The 25,222-nt window shown below is 56.0% G+C and carries 23 protein-coding genes and 3 tRNA genes; 15 read left to right on the forward strand and 11 right to left on the reverse strand.

The annotated features are described in order from the left end of the window. Positions 1-25: 25 nt before the first annotated feature. Positions 26-1,357, reverse strand: a complete 1,332-nt coding sequence (argA, locus tag V4835_RS04940) for an amino-acid N-acetyltransferase (RefSeq protein ID WP_063144705.1) — start codon at positions 1,355-1,357, stop codon at positions 26-28. Between the two features lie 227 nt (positions 1,358-1,584). On the opposite strand from argA, the gene amiC reads away from it, so the two are divergent. Continuing rightward, entirely contained in the window at positions 1,585-2,838 is a 1,254-nt protein-coding gene (amiC, locus tag V4835_RS04945) for an N-acetylmuramoyl-L-alanine amidase AmiC (RefSeq protein ID WP_134348866.1), read from the forward strand. Between the two features lie 88 nt (positions 2,839-2,926). Here amiC and V4835_RS04950 read toward each other — a convergent pair. The 3 genes from V4835_RS04950 to V4835_RS04960 form a co-directional block, all read right to left on the reverse strand. Then, a tRNA-Met gene (locus tag V4835_RS04950) sits at positions 2,927-3,003 on the reverse strand. 44 nt (positions 3,004-3,047) lie between these two features. Next, positions 3,048-3,124: transfer RNA gene (locus V4835_RS04955), tRNA-Met, on the reverse strand. Between the two features lie 44 nt (positions 3,125-3,168). After that, a tRNA-Met gene (locus V4835_RS04960) sits at positions 3,169-3,245 on the reverse strand. A gap of 207 nt (positions 3,246-3,452) precedes the next feature. On the opposite strand from V4835_RS04960, the gene mltA reads away from it, so the two are divergent. Together mltA and tcdA are read left to right on the forward strand one after the other, a co-directional pair. Further along, positions 3,453-4,550 carry a murein transglycosylase A gene (gene mltA / locus V4835_RS04965; protein ID WP_063144707.1) on the forward strand — a complete coding sequence of 366 codons (1,098 nt, stop codon included), beginning with the start codon at positions 3,453-3,455 and terminating at the stop codon, positions 4,548-4,550. Positions 4,551-4,625: 75 nt separating this feature from the next. Continuing rightward, the gene (tcdA, locus tag V4835_RS04970; protein ID WP_063144708.1) at positions 4,626-5,432 is read left to right on the forward strand and encodes a tRNA cyclic N6-threonylcarbamoyladenosine(37) synthase TcdA; all 807 of its coding nucleotides are present in this window, start codon (positions 4,626-4,628) and stop codon (positions 5,430-5,432) included. On the opposite strand, the gene csdE is transcribed toward tcdA, so the two are convergent. Further along, complete coding sequence (csdE, locus tag V4835_RS04975) at positions 5,423-5,869, reverse strand: cysteine desulfurase sulfur acceptor subunit CsdE (RefSeq protein ID WP_023333259.1); 447 nt, start codon at positions 5,867-5,869, stop codon at positions 5,423-5,425. The genes tcdA and csdE overlap by 10 nt on opposite strands. Next, entirely contained in the window at positions 5,869-7,074 is a 1,206-nt protein-coding gene (gene csdA / locus V4835_RS04980; RefSeq protein ID WP_331411356.1) for a cysteine desulfurase CsdA, read from the reverse strand. The genes csdE and csdA overlap by 1 nt, the downstream gene beginning before the upstream one ends. 192 nt (positions 7,075-7,266) lie before the next feature. On the opposite strand from csdA, the gene V4835_RS04985 reads away from it, so the two are divergent. From V4835_RS04985 to rlmM, 4 genes are all read left to right on the forward strand, one after another. Next, positions 7,267-7,494, forward strand: coding sequence for a YgdI/YgdR family lipoprotein (locus V4835_RS04985; protein ID WP_008499648.1), 228 nt, complete (start codon positions 7,267-7,269; stop codon positions 7,492-7,494). A gap of 349 nt (positions 7,495-7,843) precedes the next feature. Continuing rightward, positions 7,844-8,761 carry a glycine cleavage system transcriptional regulator GcvA gene (gene gcvA, locus V4835_RS04990; protein WP_023309032.1) on the forward strand — a complete coding sequence of 306 codons (918 nt, stop codon included), beginning with the start codon at positions 7,844-7,846 and terminating at the stop codon, positions 8,759-8,761. Between the two features lie 39 nt (positions 8,762-8,800). Continuing rightward, positions 8,801-9,196 carry a DUF423 domain-containing protein gene (locus tag V4835_RS04995; protein ID WP_023309031.1) on the forward strand — a complete coding sequence of 132 codons (396 nt, stop codon included), beginning with the start codon at positions 8,801-8,803 and terminating at the stop codon, positions 9,194-9,196. Next, positions 9,189-10,289, forward strand: a complete 1,101-nt coding sequence (gene rlmM / locus V4835_RS05000; protein ID WP_063144710.1) for a 23S rRNA (cytidine(2498)-2'-O)-methyltransferase RlmM — start codon at positions 9,189-9,191, stop codon at positions 10,287-10,289. The genes V4835_RS04995 and rlmM overlap by 8 nt, the downstream gene beginning before the upstream one ends. Before the next feature lie 60 nt (positions 10,290-10,349). On the opposite strand, the gene xni is transcribed toward rlmM, so the two are convergent. The 5 genes from xni to queF form a co-directional block, all read right to left on the reverse strand. Further along, complete coding sequence (gene xni, locus V4835_RS05005; protein ID WP_331411358.1) at positions 10,350-11,105, reverse strand: flap endonuclease Xni; 756 nt, start codon at positions 11,103-11,105, stop codon at positions 10,350-10,352. Positions 11,106-11,217: 112 nt separating this feature from the next. Continuing rightward, complete coding sequence (locus V4835_RS05010; RefSeq protein WP_331411360.1) at positions 11,218-12,585, reverse strand: L-serine ammonia-lyase; 1,368 nt, start codon at positions 12,583-12,585, stop codon at positions 11,218-11,220. A 65-nt stretch (positions 12,586-12,650) separates the two neighbouring features. Further along, positions 12,651-13,946, reverse strand: a complete 1,296-nt coding sequence (locus V4835_RS05015) for an HAAAP family serine/threonine permease (protein WP_063144713.1) — start codon at positions 13,944-13,946, stop codon at positions 12,651-12,653. A gap of 514 nt (positions 13,947-14,460) precedes the next feature. Next, positions 14,461-15,825, reverse strand: coding sequence for a nucleotide 5'-monophosphate nucleosidase PpnN (gene ppnN, locus V4835_RS05020; RefSeq protein WP_023309027.1), 1,365 nt, complete (start codon positions 15,823-15,825; stop codon positions 14,461-14,463). Positions 15,826-15,941: 116 nt separating this feature from the next. Next, on the reverse strand, positions 15,942-16,784 hold the full coding sequence (queF, locus tag V4835_RS05025) for an NADPH-dependent 7-cyano-7-deazaguanine reductase QueF (RefSeq protein ID WP_063144715.1): 843 nt from the start codon (positions 16,782-16,784) through the stop codon (positions 15,942-15,944). A 69-nt stretch (positions 16,785-16,853) separates the two neighbouring features. Between queF and syd the strand changes: the two genes are divergently transcribed. From syd to V4835_RS05065, 8 genes are all read left to right on the forward strand, one after another. After that, a complete protein-coding gene (gene syd, locus V4835_RS05030) occupies positions 16,854-17,399 on the forward strand; it encodes a SecY-interacting protein (protein WP_063144716.1) in 546 nt (181 codons plus the stop codon). A 631-nt stretch (positions 17,400-18,030) separates the two neighbouring features. Next, positions 18,031-18,360, forward strand: a complete 330-nt coding sequence (locus V4835_RS05035) for a YqcC family protein (RefSeq protein WP_063144717.1) — start codon at positions 18,031-18,033, stop codon at positions 18,358-18,360. After that, the gene (gene truC, locus V4835_RS05040) at positions 18,357-19,133 is read left to right on the forward strand and encodes a tRNA pseudouridine(65) synthase TruC (RefSeq protein WP_063144718.1); all 777 of its coding nucleotides are present in this window, start codon (positions 18,357-18,359) and stop codon (positions 19,131-19,133) included. The genes V4835_RS05035 and truC overlap by 4 nt, the downstream gene beginning before the upstream one ends. Positions 19,134-19,157: 24 nt before the next feature. Next, the gene (locus tag V4835_RS05045; RefSeq protein ID WP_331411365.1) at positions 19,158-19,607 is read left to right on the forward strand and encodes a flavodoxin; all 450 of its coding nucleotides are present in this window, start codon (positions 19,158-19,160) and stop codon (positions 19,605-19,607) included. A 295-nt stretch (positions 19,608-19,902) separates the two neighbouring features. Next, on the forward strand, positions 19,903-21,258 hold the full coding sequence (gudP, locus tag V4835_RS05050) for a galactarate/glucarate/glycerate transporter GudP (protein ID WP_023309021.1): 1,356 nt from the start codon (positions 19,903-19,905) through the stop codon (positions 21,256-21,258). Next, positions 21,258-22,598 carry an enolase C-terminal domain-like protein gene (locus V4835_RS05055; RefSeq protein WP_331414084.1) on the forward strand — a complete coding sequence of 447 codons (1,341 nt, stop codon included), beginning with the start codon at positions 21,258-21,260 and terminating at the stop codon, positions 22,596-22,598. The genes gudP and V4835_RS05055 overlap by 1 nt, the downstream gene beginning before the upstream one ends. 15 nt (positions 22,599-22,613) lie before the next feature. Then, positions 22,614-23,951, forward strand: coding sequence for a glucarate dehydratase (gudD, locus tag V4835_RS05060; protein WP_063144720.1), 1,338 nt, complete (start codon positions 22,614-22,616; stop codon positions 23,949-23,951). A 77-nt stretch (positions 23,952-24,028) separates the two neighbouring features. Further along, the gene (locus V4835_RS05065) at positions 24,029-25,168 is read left to right on the forward strand and encodes a glycerate kinase (RefSeq protein WP_331411368.1); all 1,140 of its coding nucleotides are present in this window, start codon (positions 24,029-24,031) and stop codon (positions 25,166-25,168) included. The last annotated feature ends 54 nt before the right edge of the window (positions 25,169-25,222 follow it).

Below are 25,222 nucleotides of genomic sequence, written 5' to 3' on the forward strand. Positions count from 1 at the left end.
CTCGCCGGACGGTGAGGGCGTCGTATCACCCCAGATCGGCCATCAGCACTTTTGAACGACGCTGATAGTTGTACATCTCTTTCTTCGTTTCCGGCAGAGAATCGATATCCACCGGCGTGAATCCGCGCTCCTGGAACCAGTGAATGCTGCGCGTCGTCAGGACGAACAGCTTGCTTAGCCCCATCTGGCGCGCCTGTACCGCCACGCGCTCAAGCAGCATTTCGCCGCGTGAAGAGCTACGGTAATCAGGATGTACCGCCACGCAGGCCATTTCACCGATCTTCTCTTCCGGGAACGGATAGAGCGCGGCGCAGGCAATGGTCAGGTTATCGCGCTGAATAATGGTGAATTTGTCGATCTCCATCTCCAGCTGTTCGCGTGAGCGACGCACCAGAATACCCTGCTGTTCCAGCGGGCGGATCAGCTCCAGAATGCCGCCGATGTCGTTGATGGTGGCGCGGCGGATCTGTTCCGCACTCTCCATCACAATCTGTGTACCAATACCGTCGCGGGAGAACAGCTCCTGCAGCAGGGCCCCGTCTTCCTGATAGCTGATCAGGTGGCTGCGGCGCACGCCGCTGCGGCAGGCCTTCACGGCGCCACGCAGGAAGCGGACGGTGCCGGAGTGGTAATCGCCTTCGGCTTCCAGCGCCTCTACGCGAGCCTGGGCTTCGTTCGGGAAGAGTTCCGGTACGATTGTTCCTTCATCGTTCACGACGCCCTGGGAGGAGCAGAACCCAATCATTTTTTCCGCCTTCAGCTTGATCGCCAGCTGCGTGGCAATCTCTTCAGACGTCAGGTTAAAGCTTTCGCCGGTCACGGAAACGGCGACCGGGCCCATCAGCACGATGGCACCGCTGTCCAGCTGGCGGTGAATAGCTTCTTCATCAATACGACGAATGCGGCCGCTGTGGCAGTAATCCACGCCATCGTCCACGCCGAGCGGCTGGGCAATGATAAAGTTGCCGCTCACGACGTTAATATGCGCGCCCTGCAGCGGCGTATTGTTCAGGCTCATGGACAGGCGAGCGGTAATATCCAGCTGCAGCAGACCCGCCGCCTGTTTCACCAGCTCAAGGGTTTTGGCGTCGGTAACGCGGGTATGCTTGTGGTAAATCGGCTCGTGGTGATGAGCGGCCAGGTTGGCGTCGATCTGCGGACGCGCGCCATACACCACCACCAGGCGGATCCCGAGGCTGTGCAGCAGGCCAATGTCATTGACGATGCTGGAAAAATTTTCATGCTCAATGGCTTCGCCGCCAAGCATGATGACAAACGTTTTTCCCCGATGGGCGTTGATATAGGGAACAGAATGGCGGAATCCCTGGACCAGTTCGGTTCTACGTTCCTTCACCATGGCACAACCCTTAATGAATGTTTATTCGTAATTTCTGTATTTTTATTCGATTGTGGTCGCGTGTGCAAGCGCAAATTTTCCGCGACCCACAGAAATTAGTAAGTAATCCGTGCGTTAGCGTATGATTGTTTACCCTTTTATAGATGACAGTTTATGCGTCATTCGTTAAAGTTTTCGGTCAATTTGGACATTTTGTATATCAGTCAGTGTTCTTGCTCGGGAGAAGCATGTCGGGATCCAATTCAGCAATAAGCCGCCGCCGTTTGTTAAAAGGGGCCGGGGCAATGTGGTTGCTTAGCGTCAGTCAGGTCGGTCTTGCAGCCACCAGTCAGGTGGTGGCGGTGCGCGTCTGGCCGTCGTCGACCTATACGCGCGTCACGGTCGAATCCAATCGCGTGCTGAAATATAAGCAATTTGCCCTCAGCAACCCTGAACGCGTGGTGGTGGATCTCGAAGGCGTTAACCTCAACTCCGTGCTGAAGGGTATGGCGGCGCAGATCCGCGGCGACGATCCGTTTATTAAATCGGCGCGCGTCGGGCAGTTTGATCCGCAAACCGTGCGCATGGTGTTTGAGCTGAAGCAGAACGTTAAGCCGCAGCTGTTTGCCCTGGCGCCCGTTGCGACCTTCAAAGAGCGCCTGGTGATGGATCTCTACCCGGCCAATGCGACGGATATTCAGGATCCACTTCTTGCCCTGCTGGAGGATTACAACAAGGGCGATTTGCAGCGTCAGGTTCCACCTGCGCAAAGCGGCCCGCAGCCGGGCAAAGCAGGGCGCGATCGTCCGATTGTGATCATGCTCGATCCCGGCCACGGCGGCGAAGACTCCGGTGCGGTGGGGAAATACCGCACGCGTGAAAAAGACGTGGTGCTGCAAATTGCCCGTCGCCTGAAAGCGTTGATTGATAAAGAAGGCAATATGCGCGCCTATATGACGCGCAATGAAGACGTCTTTATTCCGCTGAAGGTCCGGGTGGCGAAAGCGCAGAAGCAGCGCGCCGATTTGTTCGTGTCGATCCATGCGGATGCGTTTACCAGCCGCCAGCCAAGCGGCTCGTCGGTGTTTGCGCTCTCAACTAAAGGCGCGACCAGTACCGCAGCAAGATTCCTGGCTGACAGCCAGAACGCCTCTGACCTGATTGGTGGCGTGAGCAAAAGCGGCGACCGCTACGTCGACCATACTATGTTCGATATGGTGCAGTCGCTGACCATTAACGACAGCCTGAAGTTTGGTAAAGCGGTGCTGGGCAAGCTGGGCAACATCAATAAGCTGCATAAAAACAGCGTTGAACAGGCCGGGTTTGCGGTACTCAAGGCACCGGATATTCCGTCCATTCTGGTAGAAACCGCGTTTATCAGTAACGTTGAAGAGGAGCGTAAGCTCAAGACGGCAAAATTCCAGCAGGAAGTTGCGGAGTCGATTCTGGCGGGGATACGGGCGTATTTCTCAGACGGGGCGACGCTGGCGCGGCGCGGGTAAATCTTTCAGCCGGGTAAACGCCCGGCAAATTCACAAACGACAGATACAAAAAAACACCCTTAAGGGTGTTTAATGTTTTTAGAAGTGTTGGTTGCGGGGGCCGGATTTGAACCGACGACCTTCGGGTTATGAGCCCGACGAGCTACCAGGCTGCTCCACCCCGCGTCCGTCTTTCTACTCGTGTAGAAACTTACTTCTTCAAATTTGATTGGTTGCGGGGGCCGGATTTGAACCGACGACCTTCGGGTTATGAGCCCGACGAGCTACCAGGCTGCTCCACCCCGCGTCCGTCTTTCTACAGTCGTAGAAGATACTTCATCAAATTTTAATTGGTTGCGGGGGCCGGATTTGAACCGACGACCTTCGGGTTATGAGCCCGACGAGCTACCAGGCTGCTCCACCCCGCGTCCGTGGATGCGCACTATACTCGGATAGGTTTGTGATGCAACCCCTTTTTCACATAAATCATGATTTTGTATGTAAATTGAACGACATGGCTCTGTTTGGACTATTTTTGCGCAAAATTTGCCAAAGGGCATGCGATCGCATTTCATTAGCCCTGGCGGTTTGTTATCTTCATCACGCGGAAATGGGCAACTTAAAGACGAGATATAATGAAAGGACGTTGGGCGAAGTATCTGATGGCGGGCGCAATGGTAGCGATTCTTGCGGCCTGTTCTTCCAAACCGACCGATCGCGGTCAACAGTATAAAGACGGGAAGTTATCCCAGCCTTTCTCTTTAGTTAATCAGCCTGATGCTGTCGGCGCACCGATTAATGCCGGTGATTTCTCCGAGCAGGTCTACCAGATCCGCAACGCGTCGCCGCGTCTTTATAGCTCACAGAACAGTGTTTATAGCGCGGTACAGGACTGGCTGAAAGCAGGCGGCGATACGCGCAACATGCGCCAGTTTGGTATCGATGCCTGGCAGATGGAAGGGGCCGATAACTACGGCAACGTCCAGTTTACCGGCTATTACACCCCGGTTATCCAGGCGCGACACTCCCGTCAGGGCGAGTTCCAGTATCCTATCTACCGTATGCCGCCAAAACGCGGTCGTCTGCCGTCTCGTGCTGAGATCTACGCCGGTGCGCTGAGCGAAAACTACGTTCTGGCCTACAGCAACTCCCTGATGGATAACTTCATCATGGACGTTCAGGGAAGCGGCTACATCGATTTTGGCGACGGTTCGCCACTTAACTTCTTCAGCTATTCCGGTAAAAACGGCCACGCCTATCGCAGTATTGGCAAGGTGCTGATCGACCGCGGTGAAGTGAAGAAAGAAGACATGTCGATGCAGGCTATCCGCGAGTGGGGCGAGAAACACAGCGAAGCCGAGGTGCGTGAGCTGCTGGAGCAGAACCCGTCGTTCGTCTTCTTCAAACCGCAAAACTTTGCGCCGGTGAAAGGGGCGAGTGCCGTTCCGCTGATTGGCCGCGCGTCGGTAGCATCGGATCGTTCGATTATTCCTGCAGGCACCACGCTGCTGGCGGAGGTTCCTCTGCTGGACAACAACGGCAAGTTCAGCGGCCAGTATGAGCTGCGTCTGATGGTGGCGCTGGACGTCGGCGGGGCGATTAAAGGCCAGCACTTCGACATCTATCAGGGTATTGGCCCTGACGCAGGCCATCGTGCGGGCTGGTATAACCACTACGGACGCGTATGGGTACTGAAGGCGGCGCCGGGCGCTGGAAACGTATTCAGCGGCTGATTGTGGTATTCTGAGCGCAATACGGATTACTGTTCAGGGTGAGGAAAACCTCACCCTTTTTACATCTGAGGTTTTATGTCTGTGGTAATCAGCGACGCCTGGCGCCAGCGTTTTGGCGGTACGGCACGTTTATATGGTGAAAAAGCCCTGCGGCTGTTTGCGGATGCGCACGTCTGCGTCGTGGGCATTGGTGGTGTGGGGTCGTGGGCGGCAGAAGCGCTGGCGAGAACCGGTATTGGCGCAATCACGCTGATTGACATGGATGACGTTTGCGTCACCAACACCAACCGTCAAATCCACGCCCTGCGCGATAGCGTCGGCCTGGCGAAGTCTGAGGTCATGGCGGAGCGTATCCGTTTAATCAACCCGGAGTGCCGCGTGACGGTGATCGACGACTTTGTGACGGCTGATAACGTCGCGGAGTATATGAGCAAAGGCTACAGCTATGTGATTGACGCCATCGACAGCGTGCGGCCAAAAGCGGCGCTGATCGCATACTGCCGTCGCTACAAGGTGCCGCTGGTCACGACGGGCGGTGCGGGCGGGCAAATCGATCCGACGCAGATCCAGGTGGCCGATCTGGCGAAAACCATTCAGGATCCGCTGGCTGCCAAGCTGCGCGAACGCCTGAAGAGCGATTTTAACGTGGTGAAGAACAGCAAAGGCAAGCTGGGCGTTGACTGCGTGTTCTCGACCGAAGCGCTGGTCTACCCGCAGGCGGACGGGTCAGTCTGCGCAATGAAGAGTACGGCGGAAGGGCCAAAGAGAATGGATTGCGCCTCCGGGTTTGGTGCGGCCACCATGGTGACCGCCTCCTTCGGCTTTGTGGCGGTGTCTCACGCCCTCAAGAAAATGATGGCGAAGGCGGAACGTCAGGCCTGAGCCTGACGTGCGGCATCCAGTACCGCGTCGCTGAGCGCGATCAACCCCTGACCGCGCGAGGCGCTGAGCTGCGCGCGCAGCCCAAGCTCATCAAATAGCGCCAGCGGCGAATGTGCCAGCAATTCCGCCGCGCTTTTTCCTTCCACTGCTGTCAACAATACGGCCAGCAGGCCCCTGACGATGCGGCCTTCGCTGTCGCCAAAAAAGTGCAGCTTCTCGCCGGAGACGCTCACGCCCAGCCAGACGCGGTTTTCACAGCCTGCGATCTCTTTCGCCTGCGCTTTGAGATCGTCTGAAAGCGCAGGGAGCTGTTTACCCAGCAGGATCAGCTGTCGATATTTATCTTCCCACTGCTGGAGCGGGGCGAAGGTCTGTTTTAAGGTCTCTTCTGTGATGACCGTGCCAAACGGATGTCCGGCTAAAGCAGCGCTAGTCATTAATCCACCAGTATTTCAAGGGCGCGGTCAACGGCGGCAACCAGCGCGTCGACATCGCTTTGGGTATTATACGGCGCAAACGAGGCGCGCAGCGTACCGTTAACGCCGAGCGCCGCCAACAGCGGCTGGGCGCAGTGCTGTCCGGCACGCAGGGCAATGCCGTACCCGGCCAGCAGCGTCACCATGTCGCTATGATGAACGCCCGCAAAATCAAAGGCGAGCAGGCTGGAGTCCTGAACGCGGAACGAGCGGAGGCCCGGGCGCTTTTTGAGTTCTTCCTCTGCCAGCGTCGCCAGTCCCCGGCTCCAGCTTTCAGCCTGGACAATGTCGGTTTCAGCCAGCCACTCCAGCGCCGCGCTTAAGCCAATCACCCCCGCCACGTTCGGCGTACCGGCCTCCAGACGATAGGGAACGTCCTGCGTTTTGAAGCCATCGAACGACACTTCGGTAATCATTTTGCCGCCACCGAGCCACGGCGTCATTTTTGCCAGCAGTTCTGGCTTGCCGTACAGCGCCCCAATACCGGTTGGTCCGTAAAGCTTATGTCCCGAGAAGGCATAGAAGTCGATATCAAGCGCCTGCACATCAGCGGGGAAATGCACCACGCCCTGAGCGCCGTCGACCATCACCACCATCCCGCTGGCATGGGCGATGCGAATGGCCTGAGCCAAATCCGGGCAACCTCCCGTGACGTTCGACATCTGCCCGAGCGCCAGAATGCGGCTGCGGGGAGTAATCAGCTCGGGGAGACAGGCCACGTCGGGCAGAAGGTCTGCACCCAGTGGGAGTTTCACCACGCGTGCACCCGTTTGCTCCGCCACCATCAGCCATGGCACCAGGTTGGCGTGATGTTCCGCTTCGCTGACGACGATCTCATCGCCCGGCTGAAGCAGCGGGCGCGCGTAGCACTGGGCTACCATATTGATGGCCTCGGTCGTGCCGCGCGTCCAGACGATGTTTTTCCCGCTTTCGGCATTGATCAGGCGCGCGACCTGATCGCGTGCGGCTTCGTAGCGCGCGGTTAATCGCTGCGCTTCGGCAAACTGACTGCGATGCACGTTCCCGGCGCTCAGGCTGTAGAAATGCTGCGTGGCCTCAATCACCGCCTGTGGCTTAAGGGCGGTGGCGGCGCTATCCAGGTAAATACCGGCATCGGCCAGGGCCGGAAACTGTGCGCGGAACTGCGCAGGACTGAAAGCGTTCATGGGATTCCTCATTTCAATATAGCGATCGTCGCGCAATTTCAGCGGCAGGGCAAGGAGGTTGATATCTATCAGAATTGTCTGCTTATCCTTACGACCTCAAAAAAGCAGGTTATGCTAAATAGTGTTAGGCGGATGTTTTAGCCTGTTATAAATCGAGGTTTGAATAGCATTAATTGCTAAAGGAGAATAATCATGAATAAGACAGCTGCAATCATTTCTGCCTGTGCGTTTACCTTTGCCCTGAGCGCGTGTTCTGGTAACAACTACGTGATGCACACCAACGATGGTCGTTCTATCGTTTCGGAAGGGAAACCGACTACCGATAATGATACCGGGATGATTTCGTACAAAGATGCTAACGGGAACAAGCAGCAGATCAACCGCACGGACGTGAAAGAGATGAAAGAGATCGAGCATTAACAGATCGATAAGCAAAAAAAAGCACCGCAAATTGGCGGTGCTACATTAATCACTATGGACAGACAGGGTAAATGTACAGGAAGTGAAAAATTGGTAGCGTTGCTACCGTGGTCTGAATCGCAGACCAATTGCAAACACAACAACACAACATCACAACCGTAAGCCAAAAGCCCTTCAGAACACGCATTCCGAAAAAAGCTCTTCGTTCCGGCTCAGGAAGTGCCGCCACTATAGGTATTTGCTGGTAGTTCCTCAACGGACAAATTATAATGGCTCAGATAAAAAAAACTAATAGGTTAAACGTTGTTTCCTGTTTGTTAAAATCCGTTAACATCTAAGCCAGATAACCATGTCAAAGCGATTGCCACCCCTCAATGCATTACGTGTTTTTGATGCAGCAGCACGTCACCTGAGCTTTACCCGCGCAGCAGATGAGCTTTTTGTGACACAGGCCGCAGTAAGTCACCAAATCAAGTCTCTGGAGGATTTTCTGGGCCTTAAGCTGTTTCGTCGACGCAACCGTTCGTTGCTGTTGACCGAAGAGGGGCAGAGCTATTTTCAGGATATTAAAGAGATTTTTTCCCAGCTTACGGAAGCCACGCGTAAGCTGCAGGCTCGCAGTGCAAAAGGTGCCCTGACTGTTAGTTTATTGCCCAGTTTTGCCATTCATTGGCTGGTGCCGAGACTCTCAAGCTTTAACTCAGCTTATCCGGGGATCGACGTTCGAATCCAGGCGGTAGATCGTCAGGAGGACAAACTGGCCGATGACGTGGATGTCGCCATTTTTTATGGTCGCGGTAACTGGCCGGGCTTGCGTGTTGAGAAATTATACGCAGAATATCTCCTGCCGGTCTGTTCTCCCCTGCTGTTAACAGGTGAAAAGGCGCTGAAGTCTCCCGCTGACCTGGCTCAGCATACGCTTTTGCATGATGCCTCTCGCCGCGACTGGCAAACTTATACCCGTCAATTAGGTCTTACACATATAAACGTGCAGCAGGGACCCATTTTTAGCCACAGTGCGATGGTGTTACAGGCTGCCATTCACGGGCAGGGCGTGGCGTTGGCGAACAACGTCATGGCGCAGTCCGAAATTGAGGCAGGCCGCCTGGTTTGCCCTTTTAATGATGTACTGGTCAGCAAGAATGCGTTTTATCTGGTTTGTCATGACAGTCAGGCAGAACTGGGTAAAATAGCCGCCTTCCGGCAGTGGATACTGGCGAAAGCGGCAACCGAGCAAGAAAAATTCCGCTTCAGGTATGAGCAATAACGTTTGTGTGCCGGGCACGCATCAATTCAGGACTTAAACATGACCAGCCGATTCATGCTGATTTTTGCCGCGGTGAGTGGCTTTATTTTTGTAGCACTGGGCGCCTTTGGCGCACATGTATTAAGCAAATCTTTGGGCGCAGTAGAGATGGGCTGGATCCAGACCGGCCTTGAATATCAGGCGTTCCACACGTTGGCTATTTTTGGGCTGGCGGTGGCGATGCAGCGTCGTATCAGTATCTGGTTTTACTGGAGCAGCGTGTTTATGGCGCTGGGTACCGTGTTGTTCAGCGGTAGTCTGTACTGCCTTGCGCTCTCACATCTGCGCCTGTGGGCGTTCGTTACACCTGTCGGCGGCTTCAGCTTCCTGGCAGGTTGGGTATTAATGTTTATCGGAGCTATCCGTCTGAAACGCAAGGGCGTTGTTCATGAATAAGGTTGTTTTATATTGTCGCCCGGGGTTTGAGAAAGAGTGCGCCGCGGAAATTACCGATAAAGCGGCGAAGCGCGAAGTCTTCGGCTTTGCCCGCGTAAAAGAGAACGCGGGCTATGTGATATTCGAGTGCTATCAGCCTGAAGACGCAGACAAGCTGGCGCGCGAGCTGCCGTTCAGCTCGCTGATCTTCGCTCGCCAGATGTTTGTTGCGGGTGAGCTGCTGAAGGATCTTCCGCCGGAAGACCGCATCACGCCTGTTGTCGGCATGCTGCAGGGCGTGGTGGAGAAGGGCGGCGATCTGCGCGTTGAAGTGGCGGATACCAACGAAAGTAAAGAGCTGATGAAGTTCTGCCGTAAGTTCACCGTGCCGCTGCGTGCAGCGCTGCGTGATGCGGGCGTGCTGACGAACTACGAAACGCCGAAGCGTCCGGTGGTGCATATCTTCTTTATCGCACCGGGCTGCTGCTATACAGGCTATTCGTACACCACCAACAACTCTCCCTTCTTTATGGGCATCCCGCGTTTGCGCTTCCCGTCCGATGCGCCAAGCCGTTCCACGCTCAAGCTGGAAGAGGCGTTCCACGTCTTTATCCCGGCAGATGAGTGGGATGAGCGTCTGGCAAACGGCATGTACGCCGTTGACCTTGGCGCGTGCCCGGGCGGCTGGACCTATCAGCTGGTGAAACGCAATATGTGGGTATCGTCCGTTGATAACGGCCCAATGGCACAAAGCCTGATGGACACCGGGCAGGTCACCTGGCTGCGTGAAGACGGTTTCCGCTATCGCCCGAACCGAAACAACATCTCGTGGATGGTGTGCGATATGGTTGAGAAGCCGGCAAAAGTTGCCGCGCTGATGGCCTCCTGGCTGGCGAACGGCTGGTGTCGTGAGACCATTTTCAACCTCAAGCTGCCGATGAAAAAGCGCTATGAGGAAGTGTCGCAGAACCTGGCGTACATTCAGGAGCAGATGGACGAACACGGTATTAACGTGGAGATCCAGGCGCGTCAGCTGTATCACGACCGTGAAGAGGTGACGGTGCATATTCGTCGCTGGTGGGCTGCGGTCGGCGGACGTCGCGACGAGCGATAGTCCGTGTTGTATTGCCCGGTGGCGCTGCGCTTACCGGGCCTACAAAACCGTGTAGTGGTTTTAACTTTCTAAACGCAGCTGCTGTAAATTCCCGTCCAGCTGCAAATCCGTCTGTAGCGTTGCGATTTCCCGGCAGATAAACGCCATCTCTTTATGTGCCTCCAGCTTCTTGCGCCACTTTTCTGGCACTTCATCCAGACGGGCGTAAATCCCTTCCAGATTCTGAAAATCGGTCAGCAGCTGCGCGGCGCTCTTCGGCCCAATACCGGCGACACCCGGAACCTTAGAACTGCTGATGCCTGCCAGCCCCCAGTAATCCGGCAGTTGCTCAGGCGAGACGCCGAACTCGCTGGCAATAAACGGCGCGTCCAGCCAGCGTTTTTGAAAATAGTCGCGAATGCGGATAGTGGGGGAGAGCAGCTGGCAGTAGCCTTTGTCAGTTGAAACGATAGTGGCCTGATGCCCGGCACTTGCCACCTTGACGGCCAGGGTGGCCGCGAGATCGTCGGCTTCGTTTCCCTGTGCGCCCCAGCAGGGGACGCCCCGCTGTTCAAATGCAGCGCGCAGCATGGGCAACTCAACGTGAAGATCGTCCGGCATCGGTGCGCGTCCGGCTTTGTAGTCCGGCAGACGCTGGTGTCGCCAGCCCGTGTTTCGGGCTTCGTCATCAAATACCGCGACCGCGTGGGTGGGCTCACTGTGGCGAATAAGCTGTTCCAGCGCGTGCAGGCAGGTGTCTTTACAAGGCGTCCCCTGTACCGCATGGATACGGCGAATCAGGTTAAGAGCATCGACGATAAGTAAATGAACGGCCACAGATAATCTCCCTTCTATCTAATGCGTGAAGGGTAACACTGTCAGCAGCGTGAAACTATGAATGGTGGGGAAAACAGGAAGAAGCCTCGCAAAACGAGGCTTCCTGAGAGGCTTAATCGCAGGTCACGATCTTCATCGCCAGGCCGCCGCGAGAGGTTTCGCGGTATTTGGCGTTCATATCTTTACCGGTTTCGTACATGGTTTCGATAACCTTATCGAGACAGACGCGCGGCTCGCTGGTGCGGCGCAGCGCCATACGTGCTGCGTTCACCGCCTTCACGGAGGCAATCGCGTTACGTTCGATGCACGGCACCTGTACCTGTCCGGCAACCGGGTCACAGGTCAGCCCCAGGTTATGTTCCATGCCGATTTCCGCAGCAATGCACACCTGTGTCGGGCTTGCACCCAACAGTTCGGCCAGACCCGCCGCCGCCATGGAGCACGCCACGCCGACTTCACCCTGACAGCCCACTTCCGCACCGGAAATGGACGCGTTCATCTTGTACAGCGAACCAATCGCACTGGCGACCAGCAGGTAGCGCGCCAGTGAGTTCGCGTTTACTTCACGGATAAACTTGTCGTAGTACGCCAGCACCGCCGGAACGATACCGCAGGCACCGTTAGTCGGCGCGGTGACCACACGGCCCCCTGCGGCGTTCTCTTCGTTCACCGCCAGTGCGAACATGTTGATCCAGTCTACGACGGCCATTGGGTCCGTTGTCGTTTTGTCGGTGCTCACCAGCATACGGCGCAGCGCTGCCGCACGACGCGGCACGCGAAGCTTGCCCGGCAGAACGCCTTCGGTGGTGATCCCACGCTCAATACCGCCGCGCATCACTTCCCAAACGCTAGTGAAATGCTGTTCCAGCTCTTCTTTTCTGTGAAGTGCCAGCTCGTTTTTCATCATCAGGCCGGAGAGGGAAAGGCCCGTCTCCTGGCAGTGACGCTGAAGATCCGCCGCTGTTTTGTACGGATACGGCACCTCGACGGAAGCGTTATCGGTTTGACCAAAGTGGTCTTCGTCGACGATAAACCCGCCGCCGATAGAGTAATACGTCTGGCTGTATACCGCTTTGTCGCCGGCCAGCGCGGTAATGCGCATGCCGTTTTCGTGCAGCGACAGGTTGTCCGCATGGAAATTCATGCAGTGGTCAACCGGGAATTCAACCTCATGCTCACCGTTCGCCAGCAGCAGGCGACCGTGGGTGTTCACATCCTGGATGAAGCCAGGGATCGCATCAATATCAACGGTATCCGGCAGATTTCCCGCCAGGCCCATGATAATGGCGATATCGGTATGGTGGCCTTTCCCGGTCAGGGAAAGCGATCCGTATACATCGACAACCACGCGGGTAATGTCATGCAAGATGCCGCGTGCAATCAAATCATCCGTGAACTGCTTACCGGCTTTCATTGGTCCGACGGTGTGAGAGCTGGAAGGACCAATACCGATTTTGAAGATATCGAATACGCTAATCATGATGCGTCCATTGCTTTCAGTCAGAGAGGGAGGAGTGCGCCGTCCGAAGACGGCGCGGGTGATAATTAGAACATGGTGTACAGGGAGTAGAAGATCGCAGAGATTGCGATAAGACCCATGATAACTACAAAGACGTTGCTCACATGACCGCTGTACTTACGCATCGCAGGGACTTTCTGAATCGCGTACATCGGCATCAGGAACAGAATCATCGCAATGACCGGGCCGCCCAGGGTTTCAATCATGCCCAGGATGCTTGGGTTCAGCGTTGCTACCGCCCAGGTGGTGAGCAGCATGAACAGCGCAGTGATTTTGTTCAGCTTGTTAATTTCAATGCTCTTGCCTTTACCGCGCAGAGATTTAATCACCATACCGTTGAAGCCTTCACGTGCGCCGAGGTAGTGGCCCAGGAAGGATTTGGTGATGGCGATAATCGCGATGATAGGCGCCATCCACGCAATAACAGGTGCGTTAAAGTGGTTCGCCAGGTAAGACAGAATAGAGATGTTCTGCTCTTTTGCTGCCGCCAGATCCACCGGGGAGAGGCTCAGTACGCAGCTGAAGACGAAGAACATAACGGTTAGTACCATCATGATGTGAGCGCGTGCCAGGATGCTGGAGCACTTCTTCTCTGCGCCATTACCGTACTCTTCACGTTTCGCAACAGCGAAAGAGGAGATGATTGGGGAGTGGTTGAAAGAGAACACCATCACCGGGATCGCCAGCCAGAGGGTCATCAGCAGCCCGTTACCGGTTACCGATGCGCTGCTCAGGGACAGGGTTTCCAGTGCTGCACCGTTCCACTGTGGGATCAGGTAGCAAGCCAGCACCATCAGAGCAATAACGAACGGGAAGACCAGTACGCTCATTGCTTTCACAATCATCTGCTCACCGAAGCGCACGATGGTCATCATGCCCACAATCAGGATAAGAGACAGAATCGCACGCGGAGGCGGCGTCATGTGCAGCTGGTGCATCATGAAGCTTTCAACGGTGTTGGTGATCGCCACGCTGTAGACCAGCAGAATAGGGTAAATCGCGAAGAAGTAGAGCAGGGTAATCAGTTTACCTGCGCCAACGCCGAAATGCTCTTCAACCACTTCAGTGATGTCTTCGCCCGGGTTTTTACCGGACAGCACGAAGCGGGTCAGACCGCGGTGTGCGAAGAAGGTCATCGGGAAAGCGATGATAGCCATAATGATCAGCGGGATCAGACCGCCGACGCCTGCGTTGATAGGAAGGAACAGTACACCAGCGCCGATTGCCGTGCCGTAAAGGCCAAGCATCCACATGGTATCCGTTTTGCGCCAACCACTTCGGGATTCAATCGAAGCAACGGTGCTGGTTTGAGTGGTTTCCATCTATATCTCCTGGAGGAAGCGAATTGTCAGGTTTTTTAGTCAAATCCGATGAAAAAGTGCCTGACGGTAATATGAAATTCGTTCAGTGACGGTTTTTTAATAATTTTCGCCCGTAACTATTGGCGGGCGGAAAGATACATTCTAGTTATGAATCTATCAGTGATCGTGATCCCAAATGCAATAATCCACTTATGATGTGGGCATCTTTAGACCATTTATCTGTTAAAAAAACATCAAAGAGAATTTACGGGCGCGAAGGCTACCACCAACGACATGTGAGCTGAAAGACTGACCCGCGATATAGGTGTCTTTAGCTGTAAAGAAATGAGTTTTTAGGATTTTCTGGCGAGTAATTTGGATTAAGGCTGATAACTCACGGTTGTAAAAAAAAGGTAATCGTTTGCGTTTGTGAATAGTTTGTAAAAGTCATAAGAGATGCCTATGAATTGCTTCGGTAAAAAAAAACCGGGACGCGCGAGAGGGCGACCCGGTTTTGATGAGACGCTGCTAAGCGTTAGGTGCAGATTTCGTAGCAAGGAATGTAGGCAGAGCCCGGCAGCTTCATGCGGTGCTGAGCGACGAAGCCCTGCAGCATGTCGTCCATACGGCGCATCATCTCCGGGTCGCCGTGGATCTTGTACGGCCCGTACTGTTCAATGGCGCGGATGCCCATCTCTTTGACGTTGCCCGCCACAATCCCGGAGAAGGCACGACGCAGATCGGCTGCCAGGACTTCCACCGGCTGGTCCGGGTAGAGTTTCAGGTTCGCCATATTTTCATGCGTTGGTTCGAACGGGATCTGCAGGTCTGGCGCGATGCGAATTGACCAGTTAAAGCTGTACGCATCGCCGGTATCGCGACGGTTCTCTTTCACCAGCGGCATTGCTTTCTTCATCTGGCGCGCCACTTCTGCGGCATCGTCAATGATGATGCGATAGTGACGACGCGCGGCTTCACCCAGCGTGTGCACGATAAACTCGTCCAGCACGCGGAAGTAGTCGGCGCTCTCTTTTGGCCCGGTCAGGATCAGCGGCAGAACCTGATCTTTGTTGGCCGGATTCATCAGAATACCCAGCAGATAGAGCAGCTCTTCCGCTGTCCCCACGCCGCCCGGGAAGATGATAATGCCGTGGGCGATACGGACAAACGCCTCAAGACGTTTCTCGATATCCGGCATGATAATCAGCTCGTTAACCAGCGGGTTAGGCGGCTCAGCGGCGATAATTGACGGCTCGGTCATGCCGATAAACCGTCCTTCTTTATAACGCTGCTGCGCGTGCCCCACTGCGGCACCTTTCATCGGCGCTTCCATCGCACCTGGACCACAGCCGGTACAGATGTTCAGCTCGCGCAGGCCGAGCTGCGTTCCTACCCGACGCGCATAAAGGTATTCGGTTTCGTTAATGGAGTGACCGCCCCAGCAAACGACCATGTTCGGCGCTTCACCAACGTGCAGGGCACGGGCGTTACGCAAAATGGAGAACACCAGGTTGGTAATATGGACCGAGCTTTCCAGGTCGAGATGCTGAAAACGGCCTGCGTTGTGGATCTGCCCGTTAACAAACAGGATGTCACGCAGCACGGCAAACAGGTTAGCCTGAAGTGAACGAATGATGCGCCCGTCGACAAAGGCCTCTTCCGGCGGGTTGATGACTTCAAGCTTCACGCCACGCTCGCGGCGCAGCACGTTGATATCAAAGCTTTCGAAGCGGGACAGCAGTTCTTTACTGTTATCTGTCAGGCTTCCGGAGTTCAGTACGGCAAGTGAACAGTTACGAAACAGTTGATAAAGATCGCTGCTGGCCGTGCGCTTAAGCATGTCCACTTCCAGCTGCGACAACATATCCATTGAGCCAAGCGGGCTAATATGTGTAATCAAGTGAGCTCCTTACGGGACGATTATCGTCTTTCCCTGTTGATTACAATAGCCCTGCCGCGTGACGTTTCACAACCTAAAGCGCGGAAGATACCGCGCATATTGTGAAAATATTTATATTATTGACGCACCAGCCGTCCCGTCGCAGGCACAAAATCGGTGTTGGTGCGCCACGGGTTAATGTCCAGACCGCCACGGCGGGTGTAGCGCGCATAAACGCTCAGTTTTTCTGGCTGGCAGAAACGCTGAATATCGCTAAAGATACGCTCCACGCACTGCTCGTGGAATTCGTTGTGATGGCGGAACGACACCAGGTAGCGCAGCAATTTTTCCCGGTCGATTTTCGGGCCGCGGTACTGGATCTGCACCGAGCCCCAGTCCGGCTGGTGGGTGATCAGGCAGTTGGATTTCAGCAGATGGCTGACCAGCGTCTCTTCGACCACCTTTCCGCTCGCCGCGTTTTCGAGGTAATCGGCGCTGAATTCATAATTCTCCACCTCAATATCCTGATCGTCGATGCAGGTCCCGTTGAAGTGGGCGACCGGCTGCCCTTCCAGCTCGTGCAGGCGATACAGTGAAACGCTTACCTTTCCCTGCGCGCAGGCGCTTAAATCACGTTCCAGGGTGTGCTGAACGTCGTCCCAGCTGTTGAATTTTGTCTGGTTATAACTGTTGAGATAGAGCTTAAAGCTTTTGGACTCGACGAGATTAACGCTGGCGTAATCCAGCTCAACGTGGCCCACCGCCACCTGCGGCAGACCGCGTGCGTTGAGCCAGGAGAGTTCGTACAGCGTCCAGATATCGCCGCCGACAAACGGCAATGCGTCCGCATGCAGACCCAGAGGATCGCGATTCAGGCTGCGCGGCACGCCCTGCAGCAGGCCTGCATCGTAGGTATCGCGGTAATCGGTCGATTTACCCAGCGTTAAGCCGGTTAACGCCTGATGATTTTCGTAAGACATGTTTCATAGCCACTTTACAGGTACACTTATGGGCTGAGTTTATCCTGTCTGACAAGAAGAGAGAAATCGGTGGACATCGAAACTGCAAATGCCCTCACTACCTTCACGACCCGCTATTGCGACGCATGGCATGAAAAGCAGGGCTCGTGGCCGCAAAGTGCTGATTTATATGGCGTACCCTCGCCGTGCATTATCTCTTCGCTCGACGACTACGTTATCTGGCAGCCGAAGCCCAATACCGGCGAGCAAAATGTAAATGCGGTTGAACGGGCGATGGACATTGTGGTACAACCAGCGGTTCACGCGTTTTATACCACGCAGTTCGCAGGGGATATGCCCGCGCGCTTTGCTGATATCACGCTGACGCTGTTGCAGACCTGGAGCGAAGACGATCTGCAGCGTGTTCAGGAAAACCTGATTGGTCATCTGGTCACGCAAAAACGCCTTAAGCTTTCTCCGACGCTCTTTATTGCCACGCTGGACAGTGAACTGGATGTGTTATCCGTCTGCAACCTGTCAGGTGAAGTGGTTAAAGAGACTATCGGTACCCGCAATCGCGAGACTCTCGCCCCCTCTCTTGCGGATTTCCTCACCCGACTTGAGCCACTTCTGTAATCCATGATGCTATAGCGCGTGTGAGAGATCTCTTACAAGGTTTGTGAGAGATCGCTGGAACATTCAGTATTACCTTATTTAATTCAGATTAATATCACTCTATTTTTCAATGGATTAATGCTTTACTGCATTGTTTTTAGGGATTTCTTACGGCTTACAACCCCGAAAGGGTGGGTTGTAAGACGAAGCGGAATAGCGGATTCTATCTCCGTCGACAGGACGCCGACACGAAAAACGAACATCAGGATGATGACGTTTCTCACACAGGACTCGTCAGGATGACGCTGCAGGAAGGCTTCAGGATGAAGCAAAGTGGATAACGCAGGATGCGTAAGGGACACCTCCAGGAAGGAGAACGAGAGCCGGTCAGGATGGTCGGTGGGTCAGGAAGGCCAGGACGTTTCAGGATGAAACAAACACGTCAGGAAGATGTGTGCAGGATGCAGCGGTTTACGGATGACCAGGCCTTCGGGCTTCAGGAAAAGTTGTCACGGATGAGCAGGGAGCACGAATTGTAGCTGGAATGCTGCGGAACGAACCGGGAGCACTGTTTTTACAGTGCTCCCTTTTTTTATTTCTGCCTTCCGCAATGCTATGCTGCGCGCCGTTCACTTTTTCAGTTGAGGTTACTATGACGCAACACGATAGCGTTCGTGCGCAGTTGCACGCCATCGAAGCCCTTTTGCGCCAACATCAGCTGTGGCAGGAGACCGCGCCGCAGCCAGAAGCGTTCGCGAGCACCCAGCCCTTCTGCCTGGATACGCTGGCCCCGTTTGAGTGGCTGCAGTGGGTGTTAATTCCGCGCATGCACGCTCTGCTTGAGGGCGGTCACCCGCTGCCGCAGGCGTTTGCTGTCTCTCCCTACTATGAAATGGCGCTCGAGGCGACGCACCCTGCGCGCGACGTGATGCTGGTCGAACTGGAAAAACTGGATACCCTGTTTGCCGGTGAAGATGCATGACGCTTGAGATCCTCTATCAGGACGAGTGGCTGGTGGCGGTAAATAAACCGTCAGGCTGGCTGGTACACCGCAGCTGGCTCGATCGTGATGAGAAAGTGGTGGTGATGCAGACCGTTCGCGACCAGATTGGTCAGCATGTTTTTACCGCCCATCGTCTCGACAGGCCGACCTCCGGCGTGCTGCTGATGGGGCTTTCCAGCGAGGCGGGACGCCTGCTGTCACAGCAGTTCGAACAGCACCAGATGCAAAAGCGCTACCATGCGATCGTCCGTGGTTGGCTGACCGAGTCCGCCACGCTGGACTACCCGCTGGTGGAGGAGCTGGACAAAATCGCCGATAAATTTGCCCGCGATGACAAAGGTCCGCAGCCCGCAGTGACGGATTATCGCGGCATGGCGACGACCGAAATGCCGGTGGCAACCAGCAAATTTCCGACCACACGCTACAGCCTGGTTGAGCTTCTGCCTAAAACCGGGCGTAAGCACCAGCTGCGACGCCATCTCGCGCACCTGCGCCACCCGATTATTGGCGACAGCAAACACGGTGATTTGCGCCAGAACCGCAGCGCGGCCGAACACTTTGGCTGCCATCGTCTGATGCTGCACGCGAGCGAGCTGAGCCTGACGCACCCGTTTACCGGCGAGCCGCTGACTATCCGTGCGGGGCTGGACGACGTCTGGATGCAGGCGCTGTCACAGTTTGGCTGGCTGGGACAACTCCCCGAAAATGAAAGGGTTGAGTTTGTATCGGGCAACGTTCAGGATGAACGGTAAACGCATTCATTATGGGAAAATATCATGGCTGAAGTAGGCATTTTTGTCGGCACAATGTACGGCAACTCGCTGCTGGTAGCGGAAGAGGCTGAGGCAATACTCGCCGGCCAGGGCCATAAAGCCACGGTCTATGAAGACCCGGAACTGGCGGACTGGGAAAAGTATCAAGATAAATACATTCTGGTGGTGACCTCCACCACCGGGCAGGGCGATCTGCCGGACAGCATCGTGCCGCTGTTCCAGGGCATTAAAGACCAGCTTGGCTATCAGCCGAACGTGCACTACGGCATCATTGCCCTGGGCGACAGCTCTTACGCCAACTTCTGCGGCGGCGGCAAGCAGTTCGATGCGCTCCTGCAGGAACAGAGCGCCCAGCGCGTCGGCGAGATGCTGCTGATTGATGCCGGGGAGCACCCGGAGCCAGAAAGCGAATCAAACCCGTGGGTCGAGCACTGGGCAACTCTCCTTAAATAGTTATGTAGGCCGGGTAAGGCTTAGCCGCCACCCGGCAACGAAGCCGCAGCAAATCCTCAATTCCGTGAACCACCTTCCACTCCCTTGGGCTTATGCCATAAACAACCTCTCATACACCCTTCAATACTGTGTTTCTGCACGGTGAGAGAACGTGTCACTCCTTCATATACTTTCCCGGTCACTATAAAACGGCTTCAGGCCGTACCAAAACGACAAAACACAAGTCTCATTCTGATTACCCTACCGGTGCTGTACAGAATGAACCAGGCGAAAGCTATGTTTCAGGAGTGCAACAATGAGTACATTAAGCCACGCAGCGAGCAGCGCTGAAAAGCGCACCAACGCCCGCTACTGGATAGTGGTGATGCTGTTTATCGTCACGTCCTTTAACTATGGTGACCGCGCCACGCTGTCGATTGCCGGTTCGGAAATGGCAAAAGATATCGGCCTTGATCCCGTGGGCATGGGTTACGTTTTCTCCGCATTCTCATGGGCCTACGTCATCGGGCAAATTCCTGGCGGCTGGCTGCTGGACCGTTTTGGATCTAAACGCGTCTATTTCTGGTCCATCTTTATCTGGTCGATGTTTACCCTGTTGCAGGGTTTCGTTGATATCTTCAGCGGCTTCGGCATTATCGTGGCGCTCTTCACGCTGCGCTTCCTGGTGGGGTTAGCGGAAGCGCCTTCCTTCCCGGGGAACAGCCGCATTGTGGCGGCATGGTTCCCGGCGCAGGAGAGGGGAACGGCGGTGGCGATTTTCAACTCCGCACAGTACTTCGCAACGGTGATCTTCGCGCCAATCATGGGCTGGCTGACGCATGAGGTGGGCTGGTCACACGTATTCTTCTTCATGGGCGGGCTTGGGATCGTCATCAGCTTCGTCTGGCTGAAAGTGATCCACGAACCCAACCAGCATCCTGGCGTGAACAAAAAGGAGCTGGAGTACATCGCGGAAGGCGGAGCGCTGATCAATATGGATCAGAAATCCGCAAAAGCAAAAGTCCCGTTCAGCCAGAAATGGGCGCAGATCAAGCAGCTCGTCGGCTCGCGCATGATGATCGGCATCTATCTGGGCCAGTACTGTATTAACGCCTTAACCTACTTCTTCATCACCTGGTTCCCGGTATACCTGGTGCAGGCACGCGGCATGTCGATTCTGAAAGCGGGCTTTGTCGCCTCGGTCCCGGCAATCTGCGGCTTCGTCGGCGGCGTGCTCGGCGGGGTGATCTCCGACTGGCTGATGCGCCGCACGGGGTCACTGAACATCGCGCGTAAAACGCCGATTGTGCTCGGCATGCTGCTCTCCATGACCATGGTGTTCTGTAACTACGTCAATGCCGAATGGATGATTATCGGCTTTATGGCGATGGCCTTCTTCGGCAAAGGCATTGGCGCGCTGGGCTGGGCGGTGATGGCGGATACGGCGCCGAAAGAGATCAGCGGCCTGAGCGGCGGTCTGTTCAACATGTTCGGCAACATCTCCGGGATTGTCACGCCAATCGCTATCGGCTACATCGTCGGCACCACCGGCTCATTCAACGGTGCGCTGATCTACGTGGGTGTGCATGCGCTGGTGGCGGTACTGAGTTATCTGGTGCTGGTGGGGGATATCAAGCGCGTCGAACTTAAACCTGTAGCGGAGCGTGGATGATGACAACGCAATCGAGTCCAACCGTCACGGAGATGAAGGTCATCCCGGTGGCCGGGCAGGACAGCATGCTGCTCAATATTGGCGGTGCGCATAACGCCTGGTTTACCCGTAATATCGTCGTGCTGAAAGACAGCGCAGGGAATACCGGCGTGGGCGAGGCCCCTGGCGGAGAGGTGATTTACCAGACGCTGGTCGATGCCATTCCGCAGGTGGTGGGCCAGGAGGTCGCCCGTCTGAACAAGGTGGTTCAGCGGGTGCATAAGGGCAACCAGTCGGCAGACTTTGATACGTTCGGTAAAGGTGCCTGGACGTTTGAACTGCGGGTCAACGCGGTCGCCGCCCTGGAGGCCGCCCTGCTCGATTTACTGGGTAAGGCACTCAATGTTCCGGTTTGCGAGCTGCTGGGGCCAGGCAAGCAGCGCGATGCGGTTACCGTGCTGGGCTATCTGTTCTACGTTGGCGATCGCAATAAGACCGATCTCCCCTATCTGGCGCGATCCTCGGGCGATCACGACTGGTATCAGCTGCGCCACCAGGAAGCGCTCTCCAGCGACGCGGTGGTGCGGCTGGCCGAGGCGGCGCAGGATCGCTACGGCTTTAAGGATTTCAAGCTGAAGGGCGGCGTGCTGCCCGGCGAGCAGGAGATTGAAACGACCCGGGCGCTGAAAAAACGCTTTGCGGATGCACGGATCACCGTCGATCCCAACGGCGCGTGGCTGCTGGATGAAGCGATTAGCCTGTGCAAAGGGCTGGGGGATGTCCTGACCTATGCGGAAGACCCCTGCGGCGCGGAGCAAGGCTTCTCGGGCCGTGAAGTCATGGCCGAGTTCCGCCGCGCCACCGGGCTGCCTGTAGCGACCAATATGATCGCTACCAACTGGCGTGAAATGGGTCACGCGGTGATGCTGAATGCCGTCGACATTCCGCTGGCGGATCCGCACTTCTGGACGCTTTCAGGCGCAGTGCGCGTGGCGCAGCTCTGCGATGACTGTGGGCTGACCTGGGGCTGTCACTCGAACAACCACTTTGACATTTCGCTGGCGATGTTTACCCACGTTGGCGCGGCGGCGCCGGGTAACCCGACCGCCATCGACACCCACTGGATTTGGCAGGAAGGGGAAGCTCGCCTGACGAAAAATCCGCTGGAAATCATCAATGGCAAGATTGCCGTACCGGATGCGCCGGGCCTGGGCGTGGAGATTGACTGGGATCAGATCCATAAAGCCCATGAGGCGTATAAAAAGCTACCGGGCGGCGCGCGTAACGACGCGGGCCCGATGCAGTACCTGATCCCCGGCTGGACATTTGACCGTAAGCGCCCTGTTTTCGGACGTCACTGATAAAAGGATTGAACGATGAGTACTTTTTCTACCCCTGTAGTCACCGCCATGCAGATCGTTCCGGTTGCGGGCCATGACAGCATGTTGATGAACCTGAGCGGCGCGCATGCGCCATTCTTTACCCGCAACATTGTCATCATCAAAGACAATTCCGGCCATACGGGCGTGGGCGAAATTCCGGGCGGGGAGAAGATCCGCCAAACGCTGGAAGATGCCATTCCGCTGGTGGTGGGCAAAACGCTGGGTGAGTACAAAAATGTCCTCAACACCGTGCGCAACACCTTTGCCGATCGCGATGCCGGAGGGCGTGGCCTGCAGACCTTCGATCTGCGCACCACCATTCATGTGGTGACCGGGATTGAATCCGCCATGTTGGATCTGCTGGGTCAGCATCTGGGCGTTAACGTTGCGTCGCTATTGGGCGAGGGCCAGCAGCGCAGCGAAGTGGAAATGCTGGGCTATCTGTTCTTTGTCGGCGACCGCAGGTTGACGCCACTGCCTTATCAGAGCCAGTCGGATGAACAATGCGACTGGTACCGACTCCGCCACGACGAGGCGATGACCCCGGATGCGGTGGTGCGCCTGGCGGAAGCCGCTTACGAAAAATATGGCTTCAATGATTTCAAACTGAAGGGCGGCGTGCTGGCCGGTGAGGAAGAGGCGGAAGCCGTCACCGCGCTGGCAAAACGTTTCCCGCAGGCGCGCGTGACGCTGGATCCGAATGGCGCATGGTCGCTTGATGAAGCGATCAAAATTGGTAAGCAGCTGAAGGGCGTGCTGGCGTATGCGGAGGATCCCTGCGGTGCTGAACAAGGCTTCTCAGGACGTGAAGTCATGGCGGAATTCCGCCGCGCAACGGGGCTGCCGACCGCGACCAATATGATTGCGACAGACTGGCGTCAGATGGGACACACCCTGTCATTGCAGTCTGTCGACATTCCGCTGGCGGACCCGCACTTCTGGACGATGCAGGGGTCGGTGCGCGTGGCGCAGATGTGCCACGAGTTTGGCCTGACCTGGGGCTCGCACTCTAACAACCACTTCGACGTGTCGCTGGCGATGTTCACGCACGTTGCCGCCGCCGCGCCGGGCACGATTACCGCTATCGACACGCACTGGATCTGGCAGGAAGGTAACCAGCGTCTGACTAAGCAGCCGTTTGAGATCAAAGGTGGCATGGTGCAGGTGCCTTCCACGCCGGGGCTGGGAGTTGAGCTGGATATGGACCAGGTCATGAAGGCCCACGAGCTGTATCAGAAACACGGTCTGGGCGCGCGCGACGACGCGATGGCGATGCAGTACCTGATCCCGGACTGGACATTCGACAATAAACGTCCGTGCATGGTACGATAAACGCATTGGGACCGCTCCCATGAGCGGTCTTTTACGTGGTGTATGCTTAACGTAACGACTATGCGTAAGGATGGCTTATGAAAATTGTTATCGCACCGGACTCGTATAAGGAAAGTTTGAGTGCGCTTGAGGTTGCGACAGCGATAGAACGTGGTTTTCGCGAGATCTTTCCCGAGGCGGTTTACGTCAAACTGCCGGTCGCGGACGGTGGCGAAGGAACGGTTGAGGCGATGATCGCGGCAACGCAGGGACGCATTGTGAACGTTCCGGTGACCGGCCCGCTGGGTGAGCGCGTGGAAGGATTTTATGGCTTATCCGGTGACGAGCAGAGTGCCTTTATTGAAATGGCGGCGGCAAGCGGCCTGGAGCTGGTCGTCCCTTCGCAGCGAAATCCCCTGAAAACCACCTCGTGGGGCACGGGCGAACTTATCCGTCACGCGCTGGATGCGGGCGTTAAGCATATCATCATTGGCATTGGCGGCAGCGCCACCAATGACGGCGGAGCAGGGATGGTGCAGGCGTTGGGGGCAAAGCTTCTGGACGCCAGCGAGCAGCCCCTTGGACAGGGCGGGGGCGAGCTGGGAAAACTCGCGCGTATCGACCTGAGCGGGCTGGACAGACGTCTGGCGGAGTGCCGGATAGAAGTCGCCTGTGATGTGACGAATCCGCTCACCGGAAAGGATGGCGCGTCAGCCGTATTTGGCCCGCAAAAAGGGGCTACTCCCGAGATGATCGCTACCCTGGACAACGCGCTGGCACAGTATGCGAGGGTCATTGCCCGGGATCTGGATATTGATGTGCTAAACCTTGCTGGCGGCGGCGCAGCGGGGGGCATGGGGGCCGCACTGTACGCCTTTTGCGGCGCGCAGCTGCGCCAGGGCATTGAGATCGTGACCGATGCGCTACACCTGGCTGACCAGGTGGCCGATGCGGATCTGGTGATCACGGGAGAGGGTCGCATCGACAGCCAGACGATCCACGGCAAAGTCCCGGTGGGCGTAGCGAAAGTGGCAAAACGCTTTAACAAACCCGTCATCGGCATTGCAGGAAGCCTGACGGCGGACGTTGGCGTGGTACACGATCACGGCATTGATGCGGTGTTTAGCGTGATCTACACGATCTGCTCACTGGAAGACGCGCTGGAAAATGCCAGCGAGAACGTCAGGATGGCCGCAAGGAATATCGCGGCGGTGCTGAAGGTGGGGCAGGGAATGTAGTTCTCCCTCTCCCCGTGGGAGAGGGGCGGGGTAAGGGCATCAGGCCGCACCCGC

This window comes from Enterobacter cloacae complex sp. CARB60 (genome assembly GCF_036487345.1).
Lineage (GTDB): Bacteria > Pseudomonadota > Gammaproteobacteria > Enterobacterales > Enterobacteriaceae > Enterobacter > Enterobacter asburiae_D.